Raw genomic sequence first — 17291 nt, forward strand, 5'->3', positions numbered from 1 at the left:
GCGTCTTGAGTTGCGCCCCGACTTGCGTCCCGACCCACGTCTTCATCGACCCATGCAGGAAATGACCCTCCAAGCGCCCGAGCGGCGCTCGTGGCCCGCCTGGCGTGCCCGTGCGCTCGCCGGTCTGGCCGGTATCGCGCAGACCCTGGCGTTCGCACCGCGCGACGTCTGGTGGCTGCAACTGATCGCCATGGCGGGACTGTTCGCGCTCGTCGAGCGTAGCGCATCGCGTCGTGACGCCCTCTGGCTCGGCGGCAGCTTCGGCGTCGCGTCGTTCACGTCCGGCATCTGGTGGCTCTACATCAGCATGCACACGTATGGCGGCATGCCGGGCGTCATGGCCGGCGCGGCCGTCGTGCTGTTCTCGATCTATCTCGCGATCTACCCCGCGCTGGCGACCGTCATCACGCGCGGGATCACGGCCCGTGGCCCGTGGCGCGCCCTCGCGTTCGCGGGCGCCTGGACGCTCGCGGAATGGCTGCGCGGTACCGTCTTCACCGGCTTCCCGTGGCTGTCGCCCGGCTATGCCCACGTCGATGGCCCGCTGGCCGGTTTTGCGCCGCTCGTCGGGGTCTATGGCATTGGCGGACTCGCCGCGCTCGCGGCCGCCTGGCTCGCCCGCGCAGTACTTCCCGCCGTCGGCACGACCCAACCGGCTGGGCCGGCATGGCGACTGGCCGCGGTGGTCGGCGTACTGGCGCTGCTCGGCGCGGGGGCGGGGCTCGCGCGGCACGCCTGGACCACGCCGTCAGGCAAGCCGCTCACCGTGAGACTGCTGCAAGGCAATATCGCGCAGGACATGAAATTCGAGCGCGCTGGCATCGATCACGCGATGGCCCTGTATCGCGACATGATTGTGGCCGCGCCAGCCGACCTCATCATCACGCCGGAGACAGCCTTCCCCGTCCTGCTGCAAGGCATTCCACCCGATGTGGCCGGCCCGATCCGCGAATTTGCCGATCGCACCGGCTCGCACGTGGTGCTCGGAGCTGTCGGCGCCACCCTCACCGATCGCGGCCCCACGGATCTCACCAACAGCCTGTTCGGCGTGACGCCGCGCGACATGACCCTGTACCGCTACGACAAGCATCACCTCGTGCCATTCGGTGAATTCGTCCCGTGGGGCTTTCGCTGGTTCGTCGACATGATGCACATCCCGCTGGGCGATTTCCTGCGGGGCACGGCCACGCCGAGCGGCTTTCCGGTCGGCGACCAGCGCGTGGCGCTCGACATCTGCTACGAAGACCTGTTCGGCGAGGAAATTGCCCAGACGTTGCGCAGCATGCCCGCGCCCGCGACGGTGCTCGCCAACTCGACCAACCTCGCATGGTTCGGCGACACCATCGCGCTCGACCAGCATCTGCAAATCGCACGCATGCGCACGCTGGAGACAGGACGTCCGATGCTGCGGGCCACGAACACCGGCACGACGGCGATCATCGATGCGCACGGCCACGTACAGGGCCGTCTGCCGGCGATGACCACGGGCGCGCTTACAGGCCGCGTGCAGCCATACAGCGGCCTCACGCCTTACGTTCGCTTCGGAAATCTTCCCGCGCTGGGGCTCGCCCTCGTCGCGCTGGGCCTCGGACTGGCGATGACACGCCGGGCGCGCTGAGTTGCGCCGGCGTTGCGTCTGACTCGCGTCTGAGCCGCACCGACGCCATCGAAACAATGCCGGGGGACGTGAAAATCCCCCTGTTGCGCTGTCCGAAGGGCATCGGTGCCCCATTCGGGTCGAATTCCCGCTAAAATTCAACGTTTTAGTCTTTTGGCCGCGCTCGCGGCCGGGCCGAAAGACTGCGCAAAATCCGCATATTTTCCTGTTCGTCCGCGCGAATTCATCATGCTCACCTTTCAACAAGTCATCCTGACGTTGCAGGATTACTGGGACAAGCAAGGCTGTGCGTTGCTCCAGCCTTACGACATGGAGGTCGGCGCCGGTACCTCGCACACTGCCACGTTCCTGCGCGCGATCGGCCCGGAGCCGTGGCGCGCCGCCTACGTGCAGCCGTCGCGCCGCCCCAAGGATGGCCGTTACGGTGAAAATCCGAACCGCATGCAGCACTACTACCAGTACCAGGTGGTGCTCAAGCCGGCGCCGGAGAACATTCTCGACCTGTACCTGGGGTCGCTGCGCGCGCTCGGTCTCGATCTGACCGAGAACGACGTGCGCTTCGTGGAAGACGACTGGGAGAACCCCACGCTCGGCGCCTGGGGCCTGGGCTGGGAAGTGTGGCTCAACGGCATGGAAGTGACCCAGTTCACCTACTTCCAGCAGGTCGGCGGGCTGGACTGCAAGCCGGTGCTCGGCGAAATCACCTATGGGATCGAGCGCCTGGCCATGTATCTGCAACAGGTCGAGAACGTCTACGATCTCGTGTGGACCGAATGGGAAGAACAGACCCCCGACGGCCCGGTCACACGTCGCCTGACGTACGGCGATGTGTTCCATCAGAACGAGGTCGAGCAGTCGACGTACAACTTCGAACATTCGAATCAGCCGATGCTGTTCGGCTTCTTCGACAACTACGAGAGCGAGGCCAAGCGTCTCATCGACGCCGAACTCGCGCTGCCCGCCTACGAGATGATTCTCAAGGCCGCTCACACGTTCAACCTGCTCGACGCGCGTGGCGCCATCTCGGTGACTGAACGTGCGGCGTACATCGGCCGTATCCGGGCGCTGTCGCGCCTGGTCGCACAGGCCTACTACGCTTCGCGCGAAAAGCTCGGCTTCCCGATGCTGAACGCCCCCGCCGCCAAAACCCAAACGCAAGCCGCATGATGAGCACCGCACAACGCACCCTGCTGGTCGAACTGCTGACCGAAGAACTGCCGCCGAAGGCGCTGGCGCGTCTGGGCGACGCGTTCGCCGACGGCATTGCCCACGGCCTGCGCACGCGCGGCCTGACCACGGACGCCAGCGTCGTCACGCCGTACGCCACGCCGCGCCGCCTGGCTGTCACGATCTCGAACACACTCGAGCGTGCCCCGGATGCGACCCTCCGCGTCAAGGTGCTGCCGGTCTCCGTCGGCCTCGACGCCAACGGCAACCCGACGCCACCGCTCGCGAAGAAGCTGGCTGCCATGGGCTTTGCCGACCTGCCGGTTGCCAGCCTGGAGCGCGCGATGGACGGCAAGGCCGAAGCCTTCTTCCACACCTACACGGCCGCGGGCGCCCAACTGGGCGACGCGCTGCAAGCGGCGCTCGACGAGACGCTCGGCAAGCTGCCGATCCCGAAGGTCATGAGCTACCAGCGCCCGGACGGCGAGACGGTGCAGTTCGTGCGCCCGGTGCACGGCCTGATCGCGCTGCACGGCGACACCGTCGTGCCCGCCACGGCCATCGGCCTGGCCTCGGGCAACCGGACCCTGGGGCATCGCTTCCTGTCGTCGGGCGACGTCGTCGTCGCTCATGCCGATGCCTACGCCTCGACGCTCGCGTCCGAAGGCAAGGTGCTCGCCAGCTTTGCGGATCGCCGCGACGCCATTCGCACGCAACTGCTTGACGCTGCCGGCAGCGATCACGTGATCATGCCCGACGCGCTGCTCGATGAAGTGACCGCCCTCGTCGAATGGCCCGCGATTTACGCCTGCCACTTCGAGGAAGTCTTCCTCTCGGTGCCGCAGGAATGTCTGATTCTCACGATGCAGACGAACCAGAAGTACTTCGCGCTCACCGACAAGCCGCTCGCCGAGGGTGGTCGCCTGACGAACCGCTTCCTGATCGTCTCCAACATCGCCACCGATGCGCCCGAGCAAATCGTCACGGGTAACGAGCGCGTGGTGCGTCCGCGCCTGGCCGATGCGAAGTTCTTCTTCGAGCAGGACAAGAAGAAGCCGCTCGCGGACCGCGTGCCGCAACTCGCGAACGTCGTCTATCACAACAAGCTGGGCTCGCAGTTCGAGCGCACGCAGCGCCTGGTGCGACTGGCCGGTGCCATCGCGCAGATGCTCGGCGGCACCGACCCGAACGCCGTCGCGCTGGCCGAACGTGGCGCCCTGCTGGCCAAGGCCGACCTGCTGACCGATATGGTCGGTGAGTTCCCCGAGCTGCAAGGCACGATGGGCACGTATTACGCGCGTCACGATGGCGAAGCGGACGATGTCGCGCGCGCCTGTTCGGAGCATTACCAACCGCGCTTCGCCGGCGACGCCCTGCCCGCGAGCAACACCGGCCTTGTGGTGGCGCTGGCCGACAAGCTCGAAACGCTCGTCGGCATCTGGGGCATCGGCCTGCAACCGACCGGGGAGAAAGACCCGTTCGCGCTGCGCCGCCATGCGCTGGGGATCGTGCGCATGCTCGTCGAGCGACGTCTTCCGGTCATGTTGTCGGACCTGCTGAACGTGACCTACCAGCAATTCACGTCGGGGGTCGCCGGCGACGCCTACCTGAGCGACGTCTACCAGTTCTTGCTCGATCGCCTGCGCGGCTATCTGCGTGAGCGGGGCTACGCGGCCAACGAAATCGAGGCCGTGCTGGTGTCGCCGTCGATCTATCTCGATCTGAGCGATCTGATCGAGCGCCTGGAGGCCGTGCGCGCCTTCTCGGCACTGCCGCAAGCCGAAGCGCTTGCCGCCGCGAACAAGCGCATCGGCAACATCCTGAAGAAGACGGCGCCGCCGCCCGAGGGCGTCATCGCGGCGTCGCTGCTGGTCGAGCCGGCCGAGCAAGCGCTCGCCGCCGCCCTGGACAAGGTCACGCCGGTGGTGGAGGCCAAGTTCAGGGCGCACGAGTATGCGCAAGCCCTGTCCGCGCTGGCCGAGCTGCGCGATGCGGTCGACGCGTTCTTCAACGAAGTGATGGTGATGGCCGACGACGAGGCACTGCGCAACAATCGCCTCGCCCTGCTCAGCCATCTGCATTTGAAGATGAACCTCGTGGCCGATCTCTCGAAGCTCGCCGCTTAAGCACGGCCCACTGTCCCGGAAGCCCGTTCGTCATGGATTCGCGTAAAGATCGCACCCCCGGCCCCGCCGCCCGCAAGCTTGTGATTCTCGACCGGGACGGCGTCATCAATGCCGACTCGGATCAGTTCATCAAGTCCACGGATGAGTGGGTGCCGCTGCCCGGCAGTCTGGAGGCCATCGGCCGTCTGAATCAGGCCAGCTACCGGGTCGTCGTGGCGACGAACCAGTCGGGCGTGGGACGTGGGCTGTTCGACATGGCAACATTGGGCGCCATGCACACGAAAATGTCGAAGCTGGCCGTCGCCGCAGGCGGTCGCATCGACGCCGTGTTCTTCTGCCCGCATACCGCCGCGGACGCCTGCGATTGTCGCAAGCCGAAGCCCGGCTTGTTCCAGGAAATCGCGCGTCGCTATGAGATCGACCTGACCGGCGTGCCGGCCGTGGGCGACTCGCTGCGCGATTTGCAGGCGGCAGCGGCGGTGGGGGCGCGTCCGCACCTGGTGCTGACCGGCAAGGGCAAGAAAACACTCGCCGCGGGCAACCTGCCCGAAGGCACGCGTGTGCACGACAGTCTGCAAGCGTTTGTGAACGACCTGCTCGCCGACGAGGACGCCAAGAGCGTGTGACGGGCGCAGCGATCGCCCGCCACATGACCCAGGATGCGCATCCGCGCACGTAGGACAATCGCTCCGGCACCCTATTTCAGACCCAGACCCGATGCTGCAACTTCGTTCGATTCTCTTCTTCATCTTCCAGATCGTCTGGACGATTCCCTACGCGATCGTCTGCTTCATCTCGTTCCCGTTCCTCTCGCGCGTAAGACGCTACTGGGTCGCGGCGGGCTGGTGCAAGGTCGTCATCTGGGTCGGCGACAAGCTGTGTGGCATGCGCTACCGCGTCATCGGCTGGGAAAATCTGCCGGAGACGCCCGCGGTCCTGCTGTCGAAGCATCAGTCGGCCTGGGAGACAGTCGCGCTACCGGCACTCATGCCGCGTCCGCTGTGTTTCGTATTCAAGCGCGAGCTGCTCTATGTGCCGTTCTTCGGCTGGGCGCTGGGCCTGCTCAGCATGATCCACATCAATCGCAGCAAGGGCACCGACGCATTTCAGTCGGTCGTGGCGCAGGGGCGCGAGCGTCTGGCCGAGGGATCGTGGATCATCATGTTCCCGGAAGGCACGCGAACGAAAACCGGCTCACGCAACAAGTACAAGTCGGGCGGCGCCCGCCTCGCGGTGGCGACCAGCGCCCCAGTCGTGCCCATCGCGCACAATGCGGGACGCGTCTGGCCGCGCAACTCGTTCGTGAAATACCCCGGGGAAGTGATCGTATCGATCGGGCCGGTCATCGAGACGGCAGGCCGTACGGCCGAGGCCGTCAACGCCGATGTGGCGGAATGGATCGAGCGCGAGATGGTGCGCATCGACCCGAGCGCCTATACGGCAAAAGCGGCGAAAGCCGCGCCACATTCGTCGGATGCCTCCGGTTCATCGGACAAACCCGACACCACGCCACGGACCTGACGCCACCTCCCGAGACCGTCTCATGTCGAAAGTTCAACCCGCTATGCGCGACACCCGCTCCCGGCATGAGACCGCTGTTCCCCAGATGGAACTCGATCTGTTCGGCAACCCGGCGGCCGAAGCGAATGGCGTGGCCACCGACGTGCCCGGCCCCTCGGCGGCATTGAACCCGTCAACCATGGATACGAGCCCACTTCAGGGGCCTACTTCAGGGGGCATGGGTCCGCGTCGCCAGCCCGGCACCGGCGAACGCGTGATCGTGCTCGACGGCCATGCCATCTACTACCGATTCAAACGCTCCTCACGACGCACCATCGGCTTCATGATCGACGAATCGGGACTCGCCGTTACGGCCCCGCGCTGGGTCACGCTGGCAGATGTCGAGGCAGCCGTCGTCGAGAAGAAACGCTGGATCTTCAACAAGATCGCCGAATTTCGCGACCGTGCCGCGCGTCGCGTCATTCCGCGCGTGATCTGGGCGGACGCCGCCACACTCCCGTACCTTGGCCACACGCTGACGATTCGGCTCGGCGCAAGCGCACGTGCGGCAGAGTACGATATTCACACACATACGCTTTGGCTCGATCTGCCACCGCAAGCGGCACCGGAACAGATGCGCGATCGTGTGCAAGGCTGGCTGCAACAGGAAGCCCGCAAACTCTTCACGACACGGCTGGAGGTCTACGGCGAGCGCTTGGGCGTGCGTCATTCGGCGCTCGGACTGTCGTCGGCCACAACGCGCTGGGGCAGTTGCAGCGCCGACGGGCGCATCCGCTTGAACTGGCGGCTGATCCACTTCCCGCTGGGCGTGATCGATTACGTGGTCGCGCACGAACTCGCGCATTTGAAGGAGATGAACCACGGGCCGCGTTTCTGGCAAGCCGTGGCCTCGATCTTCCCGGAATTTGAGGCCGCGCGCGACACCCTCAAGTCGCATGCGCCGGAGTGGCTACCCGAATTCTGATCGGTCTGTCGCACCCGATCATCAGAATAATTCAATGCCGCGTGAATGCGGCTCAGTTGCATGGGCACGAGTACAATCGAATCCTCGTTGTCCCCATCGGTAAAAAACACCATGCGAATGCTTCATACCATGCTGCGCGTCGGCGACCTGCAGCGCTCGATCGATTTCTACACGCGCGTGCTCGGCATGCAACTGCTGCGTCAGAGCGAGAATCCCGAGTACAAGTACACGCTGGCCTTTGTCGGCTATGGCGCCGAGTCGGAGAACACCGTGCTCGAACTGACCTATAACTGGGGCGTAGAAAAGTACGAAATCGGCACCGCGTTCGGTCATCTGGCCGTCGAAGTCGACGATGCCTACGCCGCCTGCGACACGATCCGTGCGGCCGGCGGCAAGGTCAGCCGCGAAGCCGGTCCCGTCAAGGGTGGCACCACGGTCATCGCTTTCGTCGAAGATCCAGACGGCTACAAGATTGAATTGATCCAGAAGCACTCGGCCAAGGGCGGCCTGTAAGGTCTGACAAGCGGAGCGCGCTACCGTGACGGCCGCCCATTCATACGGCGGCCGATGCCTTCAATGACCCGACATCGTCCCGGGTTCCTCCGCGCGGATCCGCGCAATGCCTCAGCACTCCACCATCGCGAAGTCCTCCTTGCCTACGTCGCATAGCGGGCAACGCCAGTCTTCCGGCACGTCTTCCCAGCGGGTTCCGGGGGCGATGCCGTCGTCTGGACAGCCGAGCGCCTCGTCATAAATCCAGCCACAGATCACGCAAACCCATTGGCGGTAGGTGGGCGCCATCTCCCCCGGCAAGACAGGCGTCACGCCATCGTCTCGCGTCGATTCGGTCGTCTGCATCGCCCCCGGATCGAGCAGCGTAAATACGAGCGGTGCTTCGGTGCCCAAGGCATCGTGTCCCGATTGTCCTAAATGCGATTGCAGCGCGGCGAGCAGCGCCTGCGCCTCGTCGCGCGTGAGATCGATCCAGTACGGATCACCAGCCCCATCATTGAGTCGTGACGGGGAGAACTGAAGTTCGACGGCTGAGCCTTTCTTGTACATGCGCGGGGTTGCAGAAATTGACGGCGGGGTGGGCACAATGGCCCGCGGAGCATTGTATCGACGCGGCGCAGAGCAATAAACCCGTAAAACGGGGAGACATTGTGTCGAGCCGCGCAACAATGCTGTGCGCATTACCCATGTTGCCTGCACCAGAATGATGCCCTGGTGTGCCGGATCGGAGACAATGAGCCACCCAGCGCATCGTGCTCACGATGCCTCGCCATCCAAACCAACGTCATGAAATCCACACCGCGTCCGATCGATGCCGCCGCGCTCGCCATCATGTTTGGCCTATGTGCGGTATGGGGCGGCCAGCAGGTCGCCGTCAAGCTGGCGGTGCCCGTCGTGCCTCCCGTGCTGCAGGCGGGCCTGCGCTCCCTGATCGCGACCGTGCTGGTCGGCGGCTGGATGCTGTGGCGTCGTCAGAAGCTCATCACGGGCGACGGTACCTTGCCGGCGGGCCTGCTCGCGGGCGTTCTCTTTTCGCTGGAATTCCTCTGTATCTTCGTCGGTCTGACGCACACAACCGCCTCGCGCATGGCCGTCTTCCTGTACTCGGCCCCCTGCTTCACCGCCATCGGCCTGCACTGGACGGTGCCGAGCGAACGGTTGCGGCCGATGCAATGGCTCGGCATGGCCATCGCCTTCTGTGGCATCGTCGTGGCCTTCTCGGACGGCGGCGGCTCGAACCTCGCAACCACGTGGCCCGGCGACCTGTTGGGCCTGCTCGCCGGCGTGTTCTGGGGCATGACGACGGTGATCGTCCGGGCGTCGCGACTGGCCAGCGCCGCGCCGTCGAAGACGCTGCTCTACCAACTCGCCGTTTCGGCCGTATTGCTGTGCGCGCTGGCACTCGGCACCGGAAACGTGCACGTCGGCCCGATGACGGTCACGACGTGGGTGAGCCTCGCCTATCAGTCCATCGGCGTGGCGTTTGCGAGCTACCTGATCTGGTTCGGAATGCTGACGCGCTACAGCGCCGCCCGTCTCGCGTCGTTCTCGTTCCTGAGCCCGCTCTTCGGTGTGACGTTCGGCGTGCTGGTGCTCGGCGAATCGGTCGGCTGGCGCTTTGCGGGTGCGGTCGTGCTGGTATTCGCCGGGATCAGCCTGGTGAACCGGCGCCACTGATCGCGCGCGAAAGCGTTACGTATTCATCGACCGGAACGTCCTCGGCGCGACGGGTGAGATCGAATCCGAGTGCGTCGAAATCGACACGGTCGCGGTAACTGTGGAGCGTGTTGCGCAGCATCTTGCGGCGCTGGGAGAACGCCTGCGCCACCACGGCCTCGAACACGTCCAGATCGACCTGCGGCAGGTCCGCCACCGCACGCGGGATCATCCGCACCACGGCCGAGTCGACCTTCGGCGGCGGATTGAATGCCTGCGGTGGCACGTCGAGCACCTTGTCCATCCAGTAGCGGTACTGGAGCATGACCGAGAGCCGGCTGTAGTTGCTCGACCCCGCCGGCGCGACCATGCGCTCGACGACTTCGTCCTGAAGCATGAAGTGCTGATCGCGCACGAGCGCCGCGTAGCGCATCAGATGAAACAGCAGCGGGCTGGAGATGTTGTACGGCAAGTTACCGACAATGCGCAACGGGGCTTCGTCTCGACGATCCGCCGGCACGAGGGATCCGAAGTCGAAGTCCAGCGCATCGCCCGCGTGCACACTCACGCGCTCGCCGAACTTGCGCGTGAGCCGCGCGACCAGGTCACGGTCGAGTTCGACCACATGCAGATGGGCGAGCCACTCGGTGAGCGGCGTGGTCAACGCCCCCAGTCCTGGCCCGATCTCAACCATCAGGTCGTCGGTGCGCGGCGAGATCGCGCCCACGATCGCGTCGATCACGCCCATGTCGACGAGAAAATTCTGGCCAAAACGTTTGCGCGCCACGTGGCCCTGTTGGACGCCCGTGCGCTTCGATGCGCTACTCATGAAAAATTCCTTATGAACGCGGTTGTGCGGCGTGCGGATCGCCGCTCGCGCCTGCGGTCAATGATGCGTGTGTCGCGGCGTTGGTCGCCATCGTGGCGGCCGTGCGCAAGGCTTCGAGCAGGCTGCCGCTCTCGGCTTGGCCGGTGCCCGCGAGGTCGAGTGCCGTGCCGTGATCGACCGACGTGCGAATGATCGGCAGGCCAAGTGTGATGTTCACGCCGGCGCCGAAGCTCGCGTACTTAAGCACCGGCAGCCCTTGGTCGTGATACATCGCGAGGACCGCATCGGCCCCTTCGAGATGGCGCGGCTGGAACAGCGTATCGGCGGGATACGGGCCACGGGCATCGATGCCGGCGGCGCGCGCGTCATCCAGTGCCGGTGTGATGACGTCGATTTCTTCGCGCCCGAGGTAGCCCGACTCGCCCGCATGCGGGTTGAGTCCGGTCACGAGAATGCGCGGACGCGTCACACCGAAATGACGCATCAGATCCTGGTTGAGGATGACGAGGGTTTGCAGCAGATCATCGCGACGAATCGCGCCGGGGACCTGCGCGAGCGGCAGATGCGTCGTCGCCAGCGCCACGCGCAGTCCGCCGCCGGCGAGCATCATCACGACACGTGGCGTGCCGGTGCGCTCGGCGAGATATTCGGTGTGGCCTGTGAAGGCCACGCCGCAATCGTTGATCGTGCTCTTTTGCAGCGGCGCCGTGACGACGGCGTCATAGGCGCCGGCCAGCGCGCCGTCGATGGCGTCGTCGAGCAGCGCCAACACGTAATGGCCGTTGGCCGCATCGAGACGGCCCGGCCGCGCCGGGACGGCGAGCGGATGGTGCACGACACGCACACGGCCGCCGGCCAGCAGCGCCTGCCAGGCATCGCCCAGCCCTACGGCCTGCGCACGCGTTGCAAGCAGCGAGGTATCGCCGAGCACGGCAAACTGGCAATGGGCAAGGCAGGCATCGACGCCGACGTCGGTGGCACCTCCCGACGGGGTCAGGCACTTCACGAGCGCCTGCACCGTCAACTCTGGCCCGACGCCCGCCGGTTCACCCGTGGTGATGGCGAGGACGAAGGACCGGTCGGAAGTCATGCCTGAGCGCAGAAGAGAGGGGGAGCGAAATGTCTCACGTCGCGCTTACTGCTGCGCGTTGTTGAGACGATAGTCGACATAAGCGCTGTCGCGCAGTTGCTGCAACCAGTCGCGGTACTGCTGCTCGGCCTTGCGACCCCGCAGTTCCTGCATCGCGACATTGCGCTCCTGATCGCCCGAGACCTGCGTCTCGCGATGACCCAGCACCTGAATCAGGTGATAGCCATATTCCGAGCGCACCGGGTCGCTGATCTGACCGTCCTTGAGTTCGGACATCGCGCGCTCGAACGCCGGCACCGTCTCGCCCGGCGAGATCCAGCCGAGATCGCCGCCCTGCGATGCCGAGCCGTCCACCGAGAACTGTCGCGCGTAGTCGGCGAAATCGCCCTTGCCCGCTTCAATCTTTGCCTTGATGTCGAGCAGCTTTTGACGTGCCTGCGCTTCGGACACGCCGTCGCCCACCCGGATCAGGATGTGGCGCGCGTGGATCTGCGGCACGGTCATGCCCTGCTCGCCCCCTTGCTTGCGGGTCTCGACGAGCTTGATGACGTGGAATCCGTTGTTGCTGCGAAGCACCTGCGGCACCACCGTCCCCGGCTGCAGCTTCTGGATCTGCGTCAGATAAAGATCGGGAATGCGCTCGGGAATGCGAAAGCCCATGTCGCCACCGTTGGCGGCGTCGGAGGCGTCCGAATACTGCTTCGCGAGTGCTGCGAAGTCTGCGCCGGCTTTCGCCTTGTCCAGCGCTTCGCCGGCCTTCTTCTGCGCTGCGCTCACCTGATCGGGCGTGGCGCCTTCGGGCAGCTTCACCAGGATTTCGCTCAGACGGTATTCGGTCTCCGACGGCGCCGCCGTGGCACCGCGCTGAGCGGCGAGGAAGGTGTTGATTTCCGAGTCGCTGACCTGCACCTGGCTGTCGACTTCACGATCGCGCAAACGCGCCATCAGGATCTGTTCGCGCACTTCCTTGCGGAACGCATCCCAGGGCACCCCGGCCTGCGACAGACGCGCCTTGTACTGATCGACGCTCAGGTGATTGTCGGCGGCAATACGCTGAAGGGCCTGCTCAACGTCGGCATCCTTCACGACGATGCCGTCTTCCTTCGCCCGCTGGAGTTGCACCTGCGTGACGATCATTTGCTCGAGCACCTGCCGCTGCAGCAAATCGGCGTCCGGAATCGGGCGCTTGGCGAGCGTGAGCTGGTGCTTGGCCTCCTCGATACGCGTGTCGAGCTCCTTGCGGGTAATCACGCTGTCGTTGACCACGGCCACGATGGAATCGACCGGGCGGGCGGACGAGGCCGGCGCACCCACGACACGGCTACCGACCGGCGCCGGCTGGGCCATCGCCACCCCGGCAGCGAGACACAGGCTCGCCAGCAGCGAGGCACGCTTCACAAACATGTCATTCATAGTTGCTGAATCGAGAAGGAATCTGGTTCGTCGGCGGCGCCTGATACCCCGGCACCCCAACCTTGAAGGCTTCTGTGGCGCTGTTGCCGGACTTGGTCAAGCCTTTCAGCTCCAACTGCGCGAAGATACGCGAAGTTGTCGTAGTGGCATTGGTCGCGTAGCGCTGGAGCCCCACCCGGAAGGCCCAGCAGTCGGCATCATACTCGAAACCCGCCAGGGCATCGATGAAGGTCTTGTCGGTAATGCTGTAGTTCAGGCGTCCCACCACCCCCAACCGCGGTGTGATCGGCCACTGACCGGAAAGTTCGACCTGGTTGATCGGCGTGACGGTCAATGCGGTTTGTCCCACGACCGGCACCGGGTTTCGGAGGTAGCGGTAATAGACGTTGAACACGCGCCGTTCCCCCGGGCGCCATGTCACGCCGACATCCGAGCGGTTGAACTCCGACGTGCTCGGGCTGTATTGCACGGCGGTACTGAACGTGATGTTTCGGTAAAGCAATGCCGAACCACCGACCAGAAAGTCGGAGATGCCGGTGTCCTCAGGCGTGCCGCCCGGCATCGTCACGAGCGATCGGGTGAAGTTGTAACGCTGCGCATACCAGATGCGACCGCGCTCGATCCCCGATTCCGCGTCAATCAGGCGCGAGGTCAGCGCCGCCGTCACGCGATTGGCATCCTGAATCCGGTCGACGCCGATGAACGAGTTCTCGCTGAAGATTTCCGCCAGGTTGAAGTCGGACACCGCGCTGTCGAAAATCGGAATGGAACTCTGATTTCGGTACGGCGTGTAGACGTAGAACAGGCGCGGCTCCAGCGTCTGGCGCATCGCCGAGCCGAACAGGTTCAGCGGGCGCTCGAACGTCAGCCCGGTGTCGAGGCTGAGCGTCGGCACCGTACGCGTGATCGACGACTGCATCGTCGAGCTGTTCGGATAATCGATGTTGTACGCGGCCGCGTTGAAGATAACCTTCGGCACGACAAAGTAGCCCGGCGTCAGGATCGGGTAGCTCAACGTCGGCTGGGCATACAGACGCTCGCCGTTCGGCTGCCCCGTCGACGACGCAATCTGGAACCGGTTGTACCGGATCGGCATCGTGAAATCGAAGCCGTGGAAGTCCAGCTTGTTGTACGTGGCCGACAGCTCCGGCACCGATTCATACTGCGGCGCCGTTGGCGCGAGCGTCTGATACTTCAATACCCGGGCGAGGAACGACCAATTGCCGTACGCCCACGTCAACCCGGCTTCGCGGTTGTACACGCGCTGCACACCGGTCTGGAAATTGGTGCCCGCACCGAAATCGTCCGGATAGGTGTCATCCGAGACCTTCGTGAAGTTGACGTAGCCGTTCACACCATAGCCGAGCGCCTGGCTGTGCTGCCAGGTGAACGTGTAGCGAGCATCACCCGTGATTCGATCCTTCGGCAGGTATTCTATGTGGAACAACCCGGCGTAGGTTGGCTCCAGGTAACGGAAGTCGCCGTTGAGCATCACACCGCGCTTGGTCATGAAGCGGGGCGTGATCGTCAGGTCACGGTTCGGCGCGATGTTGAAGTAATACGGCGTCGCCAGCTCGAAACCGGTGCGGCTCGACTGCGTGAAGGTCGGCGCCAGGAACCCCGAGCGGCGCTCGTTCGACGTCGGGAACGACAGATACGGACTGGCGAGAATCGGCACGCCCTGGAAGAACAGGATGCCGTTATATGCCGTGCCTTCCTGCTGCTCCTGATCGAATTCGAACTCGGACGCCTTGATGTACCAGGCCGGCGTCTTGCCGTCGTCCGTGCACGCGCAGGCAGAGTAGGTGCCGTGCTGCAACGTCACCAGGTTGCTTGCCTCGACATCCGCACGCTCCGACTTCCCGCCGCCGCCCGTCACGAGCTTGTAGGTTGGCGTGAGCATGTAGCCATCGCCCGCGCCGGTGTACATATGCGCCTCGGGGCCGAGGAACAGATTGCCGCCCTGCGACAGACGGGCATTGCCACGCGCCACGACTTCGTCCGAATCCTGGTCGTACGTCAGGCGATCGCCCTTCACGAACGAGCGGTACTTGCGGGCCTCGGCGTCGCCATCGACCGTCGCATCCACGTTGGTCCGGCCGGTGAGGTGCATGCCGCGCACATACATCGGCACGTCTTCACCGGCACCCAGCGGGTTGTCGACGAGCGCCGGCACCGTGCGCAACACCAGACCGTCGCTCTTGGCAATATCGGGAGGGGGAGCTTCCTGCGCGCCGGCGAGCGAACACCACACTCCCGGCAGGGAGAGCAGCAGTGCCAGCGGCTTGCGCCGCGCGCGCATCAGGCGCCGCAGCGAAGAAACATCATTCGTATGGACTTGTTTATCCGGCATGTACGCAAACAGCGTGACAATCGAGGCGCCGCTTGCAGGCAGCCAATCCCGCGTGTCTGCACGGCATTGCCGGGACATTCGGGACGGTCGATCGAGGTCGAGAAACAGGGCGTCTGGAAAACATGATCGGGTATTATATGGCAAGACGTTTACGACCCCCATCATGACCGCACACCCCACCGCCTCCGCGAGTGTTTCCGACGCTTCCCACTCGCTCTCCAACGCCTCCGATTCTCGTCTGCAAGCCCTCGGCCACTGGCTCGCCAGCATTGCCGAACCGTTCGCGCTGGACATGACGCAGTGGGCGCCGGCCTCCGCGGACGCCAGCTTCCGGCGCTACTTCCGCATCGGCAGCCGCAATCCCGCGCATCCGAGCCTGATCGTGATGGATGCGCCGCCGCCCCAGGAGGATTGCCGTCCGTTCGTGCACGTCTCGCAATTGCTTGCCGACGCGGGCCTGCAGGCCCCGAAGGTGCTCGCCGAGGATCTCGCGCAAGGCTTCCTGCTGCTCACGGACCTCGGGCGCGAAACGTATCTCGACGTCCTCACCGAAGACAATGCCCGCCCGCTCATGCGCGCGGCGCTCGATGCCCTGATCGTCTGGCAGAAGGCGTCCCGCCCGGACGTGTTGCCCGCCTACGACACGGCACTGCTTCAGCGCGAACTCGATCTGTTCCCGGACTGGTACGTCGGCAAGCACCTGAAGGTGACGCTGAGCGCGGAGCAACGCGCGACGCTCGACCGGATCAATCAGTTGCTCATCGACAACGCGCTCGCGCAACCCAAGGTGTTCGTGCACCGCGATTACATGCCGCGCAACCTGATGCCGGGTCTGCCGGGTACCGTGGGACCCGGCATCCTCGACTTCCAGGATGCCGTCTACGGCCCGCTCACGTACGACGTGATCTCGCTGATGCGCGACGCCTTCCTCAGTTGGGACGAGGCGCGTCAGCTCGACTGGCTGGCGTATTACTGGGAACGTGCCCGCAAGGCCGGCCTGCCCGTGGACGCCGATTTCGGCGAGTTCTACCGTCAGGCGGAGTGGATGGGGCTGCAACGTCACCTCAAAGTGCTCGGCATTTTCGCGCGCATCCACTATCGGGACGGCAAGCCGCGCTACCTGGCCGACACGCCGCGCTTCCTCGACTATGCGCGCAAGGTCGCCGACCGCTATACGCCGCTCCGCCCGCTCGCCCAGTTGCTCGACGCACTGACCGGCCAGCGCACGGATGTCGGCTACACGTTCTGAGGCACACCGCATGAGCGCAATGAAGGCGATGATCTTCGCCGCGGGGCGCGGCGAGCGCATGCGCCCGCTCACCGACGTCACGCCCAAGCCGCTGCTCGGTGTCGGCGGCAAGCCGATCATCGTCTGGCAGATCGAGGCGCTGGCGCGTGCGGGGTTCACGGACATCGTCATCAATCACGCCTGGCTGGGCGAGCAGATCGAAGCCACGCTCGGTGACGGCAGCGCGTTCGGCGTGCGGCTTGCCTACTCGGCCGAAGGCGAAGCGCTCGAGACCGCAGGCGGGATCGCCCGCGCCCGCCCATTGCTCGAAGGCGGCGGCGATGTCTTCCTGGCGATTGCGGGCGATATCTTCACGTCGTTCGACTATGCCGCGTTGCGCCCTCACGCCGCACGCATGGCCGCGCAGCCCGCGCCCGGCATGCATCTGGTGATGGTGCCCAACCCGCCGTTTCATCCGCGCGGCGACTTCGCGCTCGACCCCGCCGGCCGGCTCTATCTTCCCGAGGCGGCCCCGCCTGCAGCCGAGGCGCTCACGTTCGGCAGCATTGCGCTGTACGACCTGCGGCTCTTTGCCGACATCGCGTCGGGCACTCGTATGGCGCTCACGCCGCTCTACCAACGCGCGATTGCCGCAGCACGGGTGAGCGGTGAGCGCTTCGACGGCATTTGGGAAAATGTTGGCACACCGGCACAGCTCGCCGCCCTGAATGCCGACGTGCAGGCGCGGCACGACCTCGCCCCCGGCAGTAGAATCGCCTGAACACGTTTGACCTCGACCGAACCGACCGAAAT

General features: G+C 65.1%; 15 protein-coding genes. 10 read left to right on the plus strand and 5 right to left on the minus strand.

The window, feature by feature from the left end; translation table 11 throughout:
• Window positions 1-61: 61 nt before the first annotated feature.
• From lnt to gloA, 7 genes are all read left to right on the plus strand, one after another.
• Window positions 62-1618 (plus strand): apolipoprotein N-acyltransferase, encoded by a 1557-nt coding sequence (lnt, locus tag PEP31012_RS03405; RefSeq protein ID WP_246171117.1) that lies wholly within the window; start codon window positions 62-64, stop codon window positions 1616-1618.
• Window positions 1619-1846: 228 nt separating this feature from the next.
• Window positions 1847-2785 carry a glycine--tRNA ligase subunit alpha gene (glyQ, locus tag PEP31012_RS03410; protein WP_150587900.1) on the plus strand — a complete coding sequence of 313 codons (939 nt, stop codon included), beginning with the start codon at window positions 1847-1849 and terminating at the stop codon, window positions 2783-2785.
• A complete protein-coding gene (glyS, locus tag PEP31012_RS03415) occupies window positions 2782-4911 on the plus strand; it encodes a glycine--tRNA ligase subunit beta (protein WP_150587901.1) in 2130 nt (709 codons plus the stop codon). Before glyQ ends, glyS begins: the two co-directional genes overlap by 4 nt.
• A 32-nt stretch (window positions 4912-4943) precedes the next feature.
• Window positions 4944-5537, plus strand: a complete 594-nt coding sequence (gene gmhB / locus PEP31012_RS03420) for a D-glycero-beta-D-manno-heptose 1,7-bisphosphate 7-phosphatase (protein ID WP_150587902.1) — start codon at window positions 4944-4946, stop codon at window positions 5535-5537.
• Window positions 5538-5628: 91 nt separating this feature from the next.
• On the plus strand, window positions 5629-6432 hold the full coding sequence (locus PEP31012_RS03425) for a lysophospholipid acyltransferase family protein (protein ID WP_150587903.1): 804 nt from the start codon (window positions 5629-5631) through the stop codon (window positions 6430-6432).
• Window positions 6433-6517: 85 nt separating this feature from the next.
• Window positions 6518-7396, plus strand: a complete 879-nt coding sequence (locus PEP31012_RS03430; RefSeq protein WP_150588073.1) for a M48 family metallopeptidase — start codon at window positions 6518-6520, stop codon at window positions 7394-7396.
• 111 nt (window positions 7397-7507) lie between these two features.
• Window positions 7508-7909: a lactoylglutathione lyase gene (gene gloA / locus PEP31012_RS03435; protein WP_150587904.1), complete on the plus strand. Its 402-nt coding sequence runs from the start codon at window positions 7508-7510 to the stop codon at window positions 7907-7909.
• A gap of 111 nt (window positions 7910-8020) precedes the next feature.
• Here gloA and PEP31012_RS23870 read toward each other — a convergent pair whose 3' ends face one another.
• Complete coding sequence (locus PEP31012_RS23870; RefSeq protein WP_150587905.1) at window positions 8021-8458, minus strand: rubredoxin; 438 nt, start codon at window positions 8456-8458, stop codon at window positions 8021-8023.
• 237 nt (window positions 8459-8695) lie between these two features.
• Between PEP31012_RS23870 and PEP31012_RS03445 the strand changes: the two genes are divergently transcribed.
• Window positions 8696-9586, plus strand: coding sequence for a DMT family transporter (locus PEP31012_RS03445; protein ID WP_150587906.1), 891 nt, complete (start codon window positions 8696-8698; stop codon window positions 9584-9586).
• On the opposite strand, the gene rsmA is transcribed toward PEP31012_RS03445, so the two are convergent.
• Genes rsmA through PEP31012_RS03465 form a run of 4 tightly spaced genes read right to left on the minus strand, consistent with a single transcriptional unit; the run spans window position 9561 to window position 15250 of the window.
• The gene (gene rsmA, locus PEP31012_RS03450; protein ID WP_150587907.1) at window positions 9561-10394 is read right to left on the minus strand and encodes a 16S rRNA (adenine(1518)-N(6)/adenine(1519)-N(6))-dimethyltransferase RsmA; all 834 of its coding nucleotides are present in this window, start codon (window positions 10392-10394) and stop codon (window positions 9561-9563) included. The two genes, PEP31012_RS03445 and rsmA, sit on opposite strands and share 26 nt — an antisense overlap.
• Before the next feature lie 10 nt (window positions 10395-10404).
• Window positions 10405-11484, minus strand: coding sequence for a 4-hydroxythreonine-4-phosphate dehydrogenase PdxA (pdxA, locus tag PEP31012_RS03455; protein ID WP_150587908.1), 1080 nt, complete (start codon window positions 11482-11484; stop codon window positions 10405-10407).
• A 45-nt stretch (window positions 11485-11529) separates the two neighbouring features.
• Entirely contained in the window at window positions 11530-12897 is a 1368-nt protein-coding gene (locus tag PEP31012_RS03460) for a peptidylprolyl isomerase (RefSeq protein WP_150587909.1), read from the minus strand.
• Complete coding sequence (locus tag PEP31012_RS03465) at window positions 12890-15250, minus strand: LPS-assembly protein LptD (protein ID WP_174978090.1); 2361 nt, start codon at window positions 15248-15250, stop codon at window positions 12890-12892. The genes PEP31012_RS03460 and PEP31012_RS03465 overlap by 8 nt, the downstream gene beginning before the upstream one ends.
• Before the next feature lie 163 nt (window positions 15251-15413).
• Between PEP31012_RS03465 and PEP31012_RS03470 the strand changes: the two genes are divergently transcribed.
• On the plus strand, window positions 15414-16499 hold the full coding sequence (locus PEP31012_RS03470; protein WP_150587911.1) for an aminoglycoside phosphotransferase family protein: 1086 nt from the start codon (window positions 15414-15416) through the stop codon (window positions 16497-16499).
• A 19-nt stretch (window positions 16500-16518) separates the two neighbouring features.
• Window positions 16519-17259, plus strand: coding sequence for an N-acetylmuramate alpha-1-phosphate uridylyltransferase MurU (gene murU / locus PEP31012_RS03475; RefSeq protein WP_150588074.1), 741 nt, complete (start codon window positions 16519-16521; stop codon window positions 17257-17259).
• Window positions 17260-17291: the final 32 nt, after the last annotated feature.

The sequence above is a fragment of the Pandoraea eparura genome, assembly GCF_902459725.1.
Lineage (GTDB): Bacteria > Pseudomonadota > Gammaproteobacteria > Burkholderiales > Burkholderiaceae > Pandoraea > Pandoraea eparura.

Bases quoted from the DNA above. Each gene is read 5' to 3' on its own strand.
- PEP31012_RS23870 (WP_150587905.1), bottom strand. From the start codon at position 8,458: ATGTACAAGAAAGGCTCAGCCGTCGAACTTCAGTTCTCCCCGTCACGA.
- PEP31012_RS03470 (WP_150587911.1), top strand. From the start codon at position 15,414: ATGACCGCACACCCCACCGCCTCCGCGAGTGTTTCCGACGCTTCCCAC.
- pdxA (WP_150587908.1), bottom strand. From the start codon at position 11,484: ATGACTTCCGACCGGTCCTTCGTCCTCGCCATCACCACGGGTGAACCG.
- PEP31012_RS03465 (WP_174978090.1), bottom strand. From the start codon at position 15,250: ATGCCGGATAAACAAGTCCATACGAATGATGTTTCTTCGCTGCGGCGC.
- gmhB (WP_150587902.1), top strand. From the start codon at position 4,944: ATGGATTCGCGTAAAGATCGCACCCCCGGCCCCGCCGCCCGCAAGCTT.
- glyQ (WP_150587900.1), top strand. From the start codon at position 1,847: ATGCTCACCTTTCAACAAGTCATCCTGACGTTGCAGGATTACTGGGAC.
- murU (WP_150588074.1), top strand. From the start codon at position 16,519: ATGAAGGCGATGATCTTCGCCGCGGGGCGCGGCGAGCGCATGCGCCCG.
- glyS (WP_150587901.1), top strand. From the start codon at position 2,782: ATGATGAGCACCGCACAACGCACCCTGCTGGTCGAACTGCTGACCGAA.
- PEP31012_RS03445 (WP_150587906.1), top strand. From the start codon at position 8,696: ATGAAATCCACACCGCGTCCGATCGATGCCGCCGCGCTCGCCATCATG.
- rsmA (WP_150587907.1), bottom strand. From the start codon at position 10,394: ATGAGTAGCGCATCGAAGCGCACGGGCGTCCAACAGGGCCACGTGGCG.
- gloA (WP_150587904.1), top strand. From the start codon at position 7,508: ATGCGAATGCTTCATACCATGCTGCGCGTCGGCGACCTGCAGCGCTCG.
- PEP31012_RS03425 (WP_150587903.1), top strand. From the start codon at position 5,629: ATGCTGCAACTTCGTTCGATTCTCTTCTTCATCTTCCAGATCGTCTGG.
- PEP31012_RS03460 (WP_150587909.1), bottom strand. From the start codon at position 12,897: ATGAATGACATGTTTGTGAAGCGTGCCTCGCTGCTGGCGAGCCTGTGT.
- PEP31012_RS03430 (WP_150588073.1), top strand. From the start codon at position 6,518: ATGGAACTCGATCTGTTCGGCAACCCGGCGGCCGAAGCGAATGGCGTG.
- lnt (WP_246171117.1), top strand. From the start codon at position 62: ATGACCCTCCAAGCGCCCGAGCGGCGCTCGTGGCCCGCCTGGCGTGCC.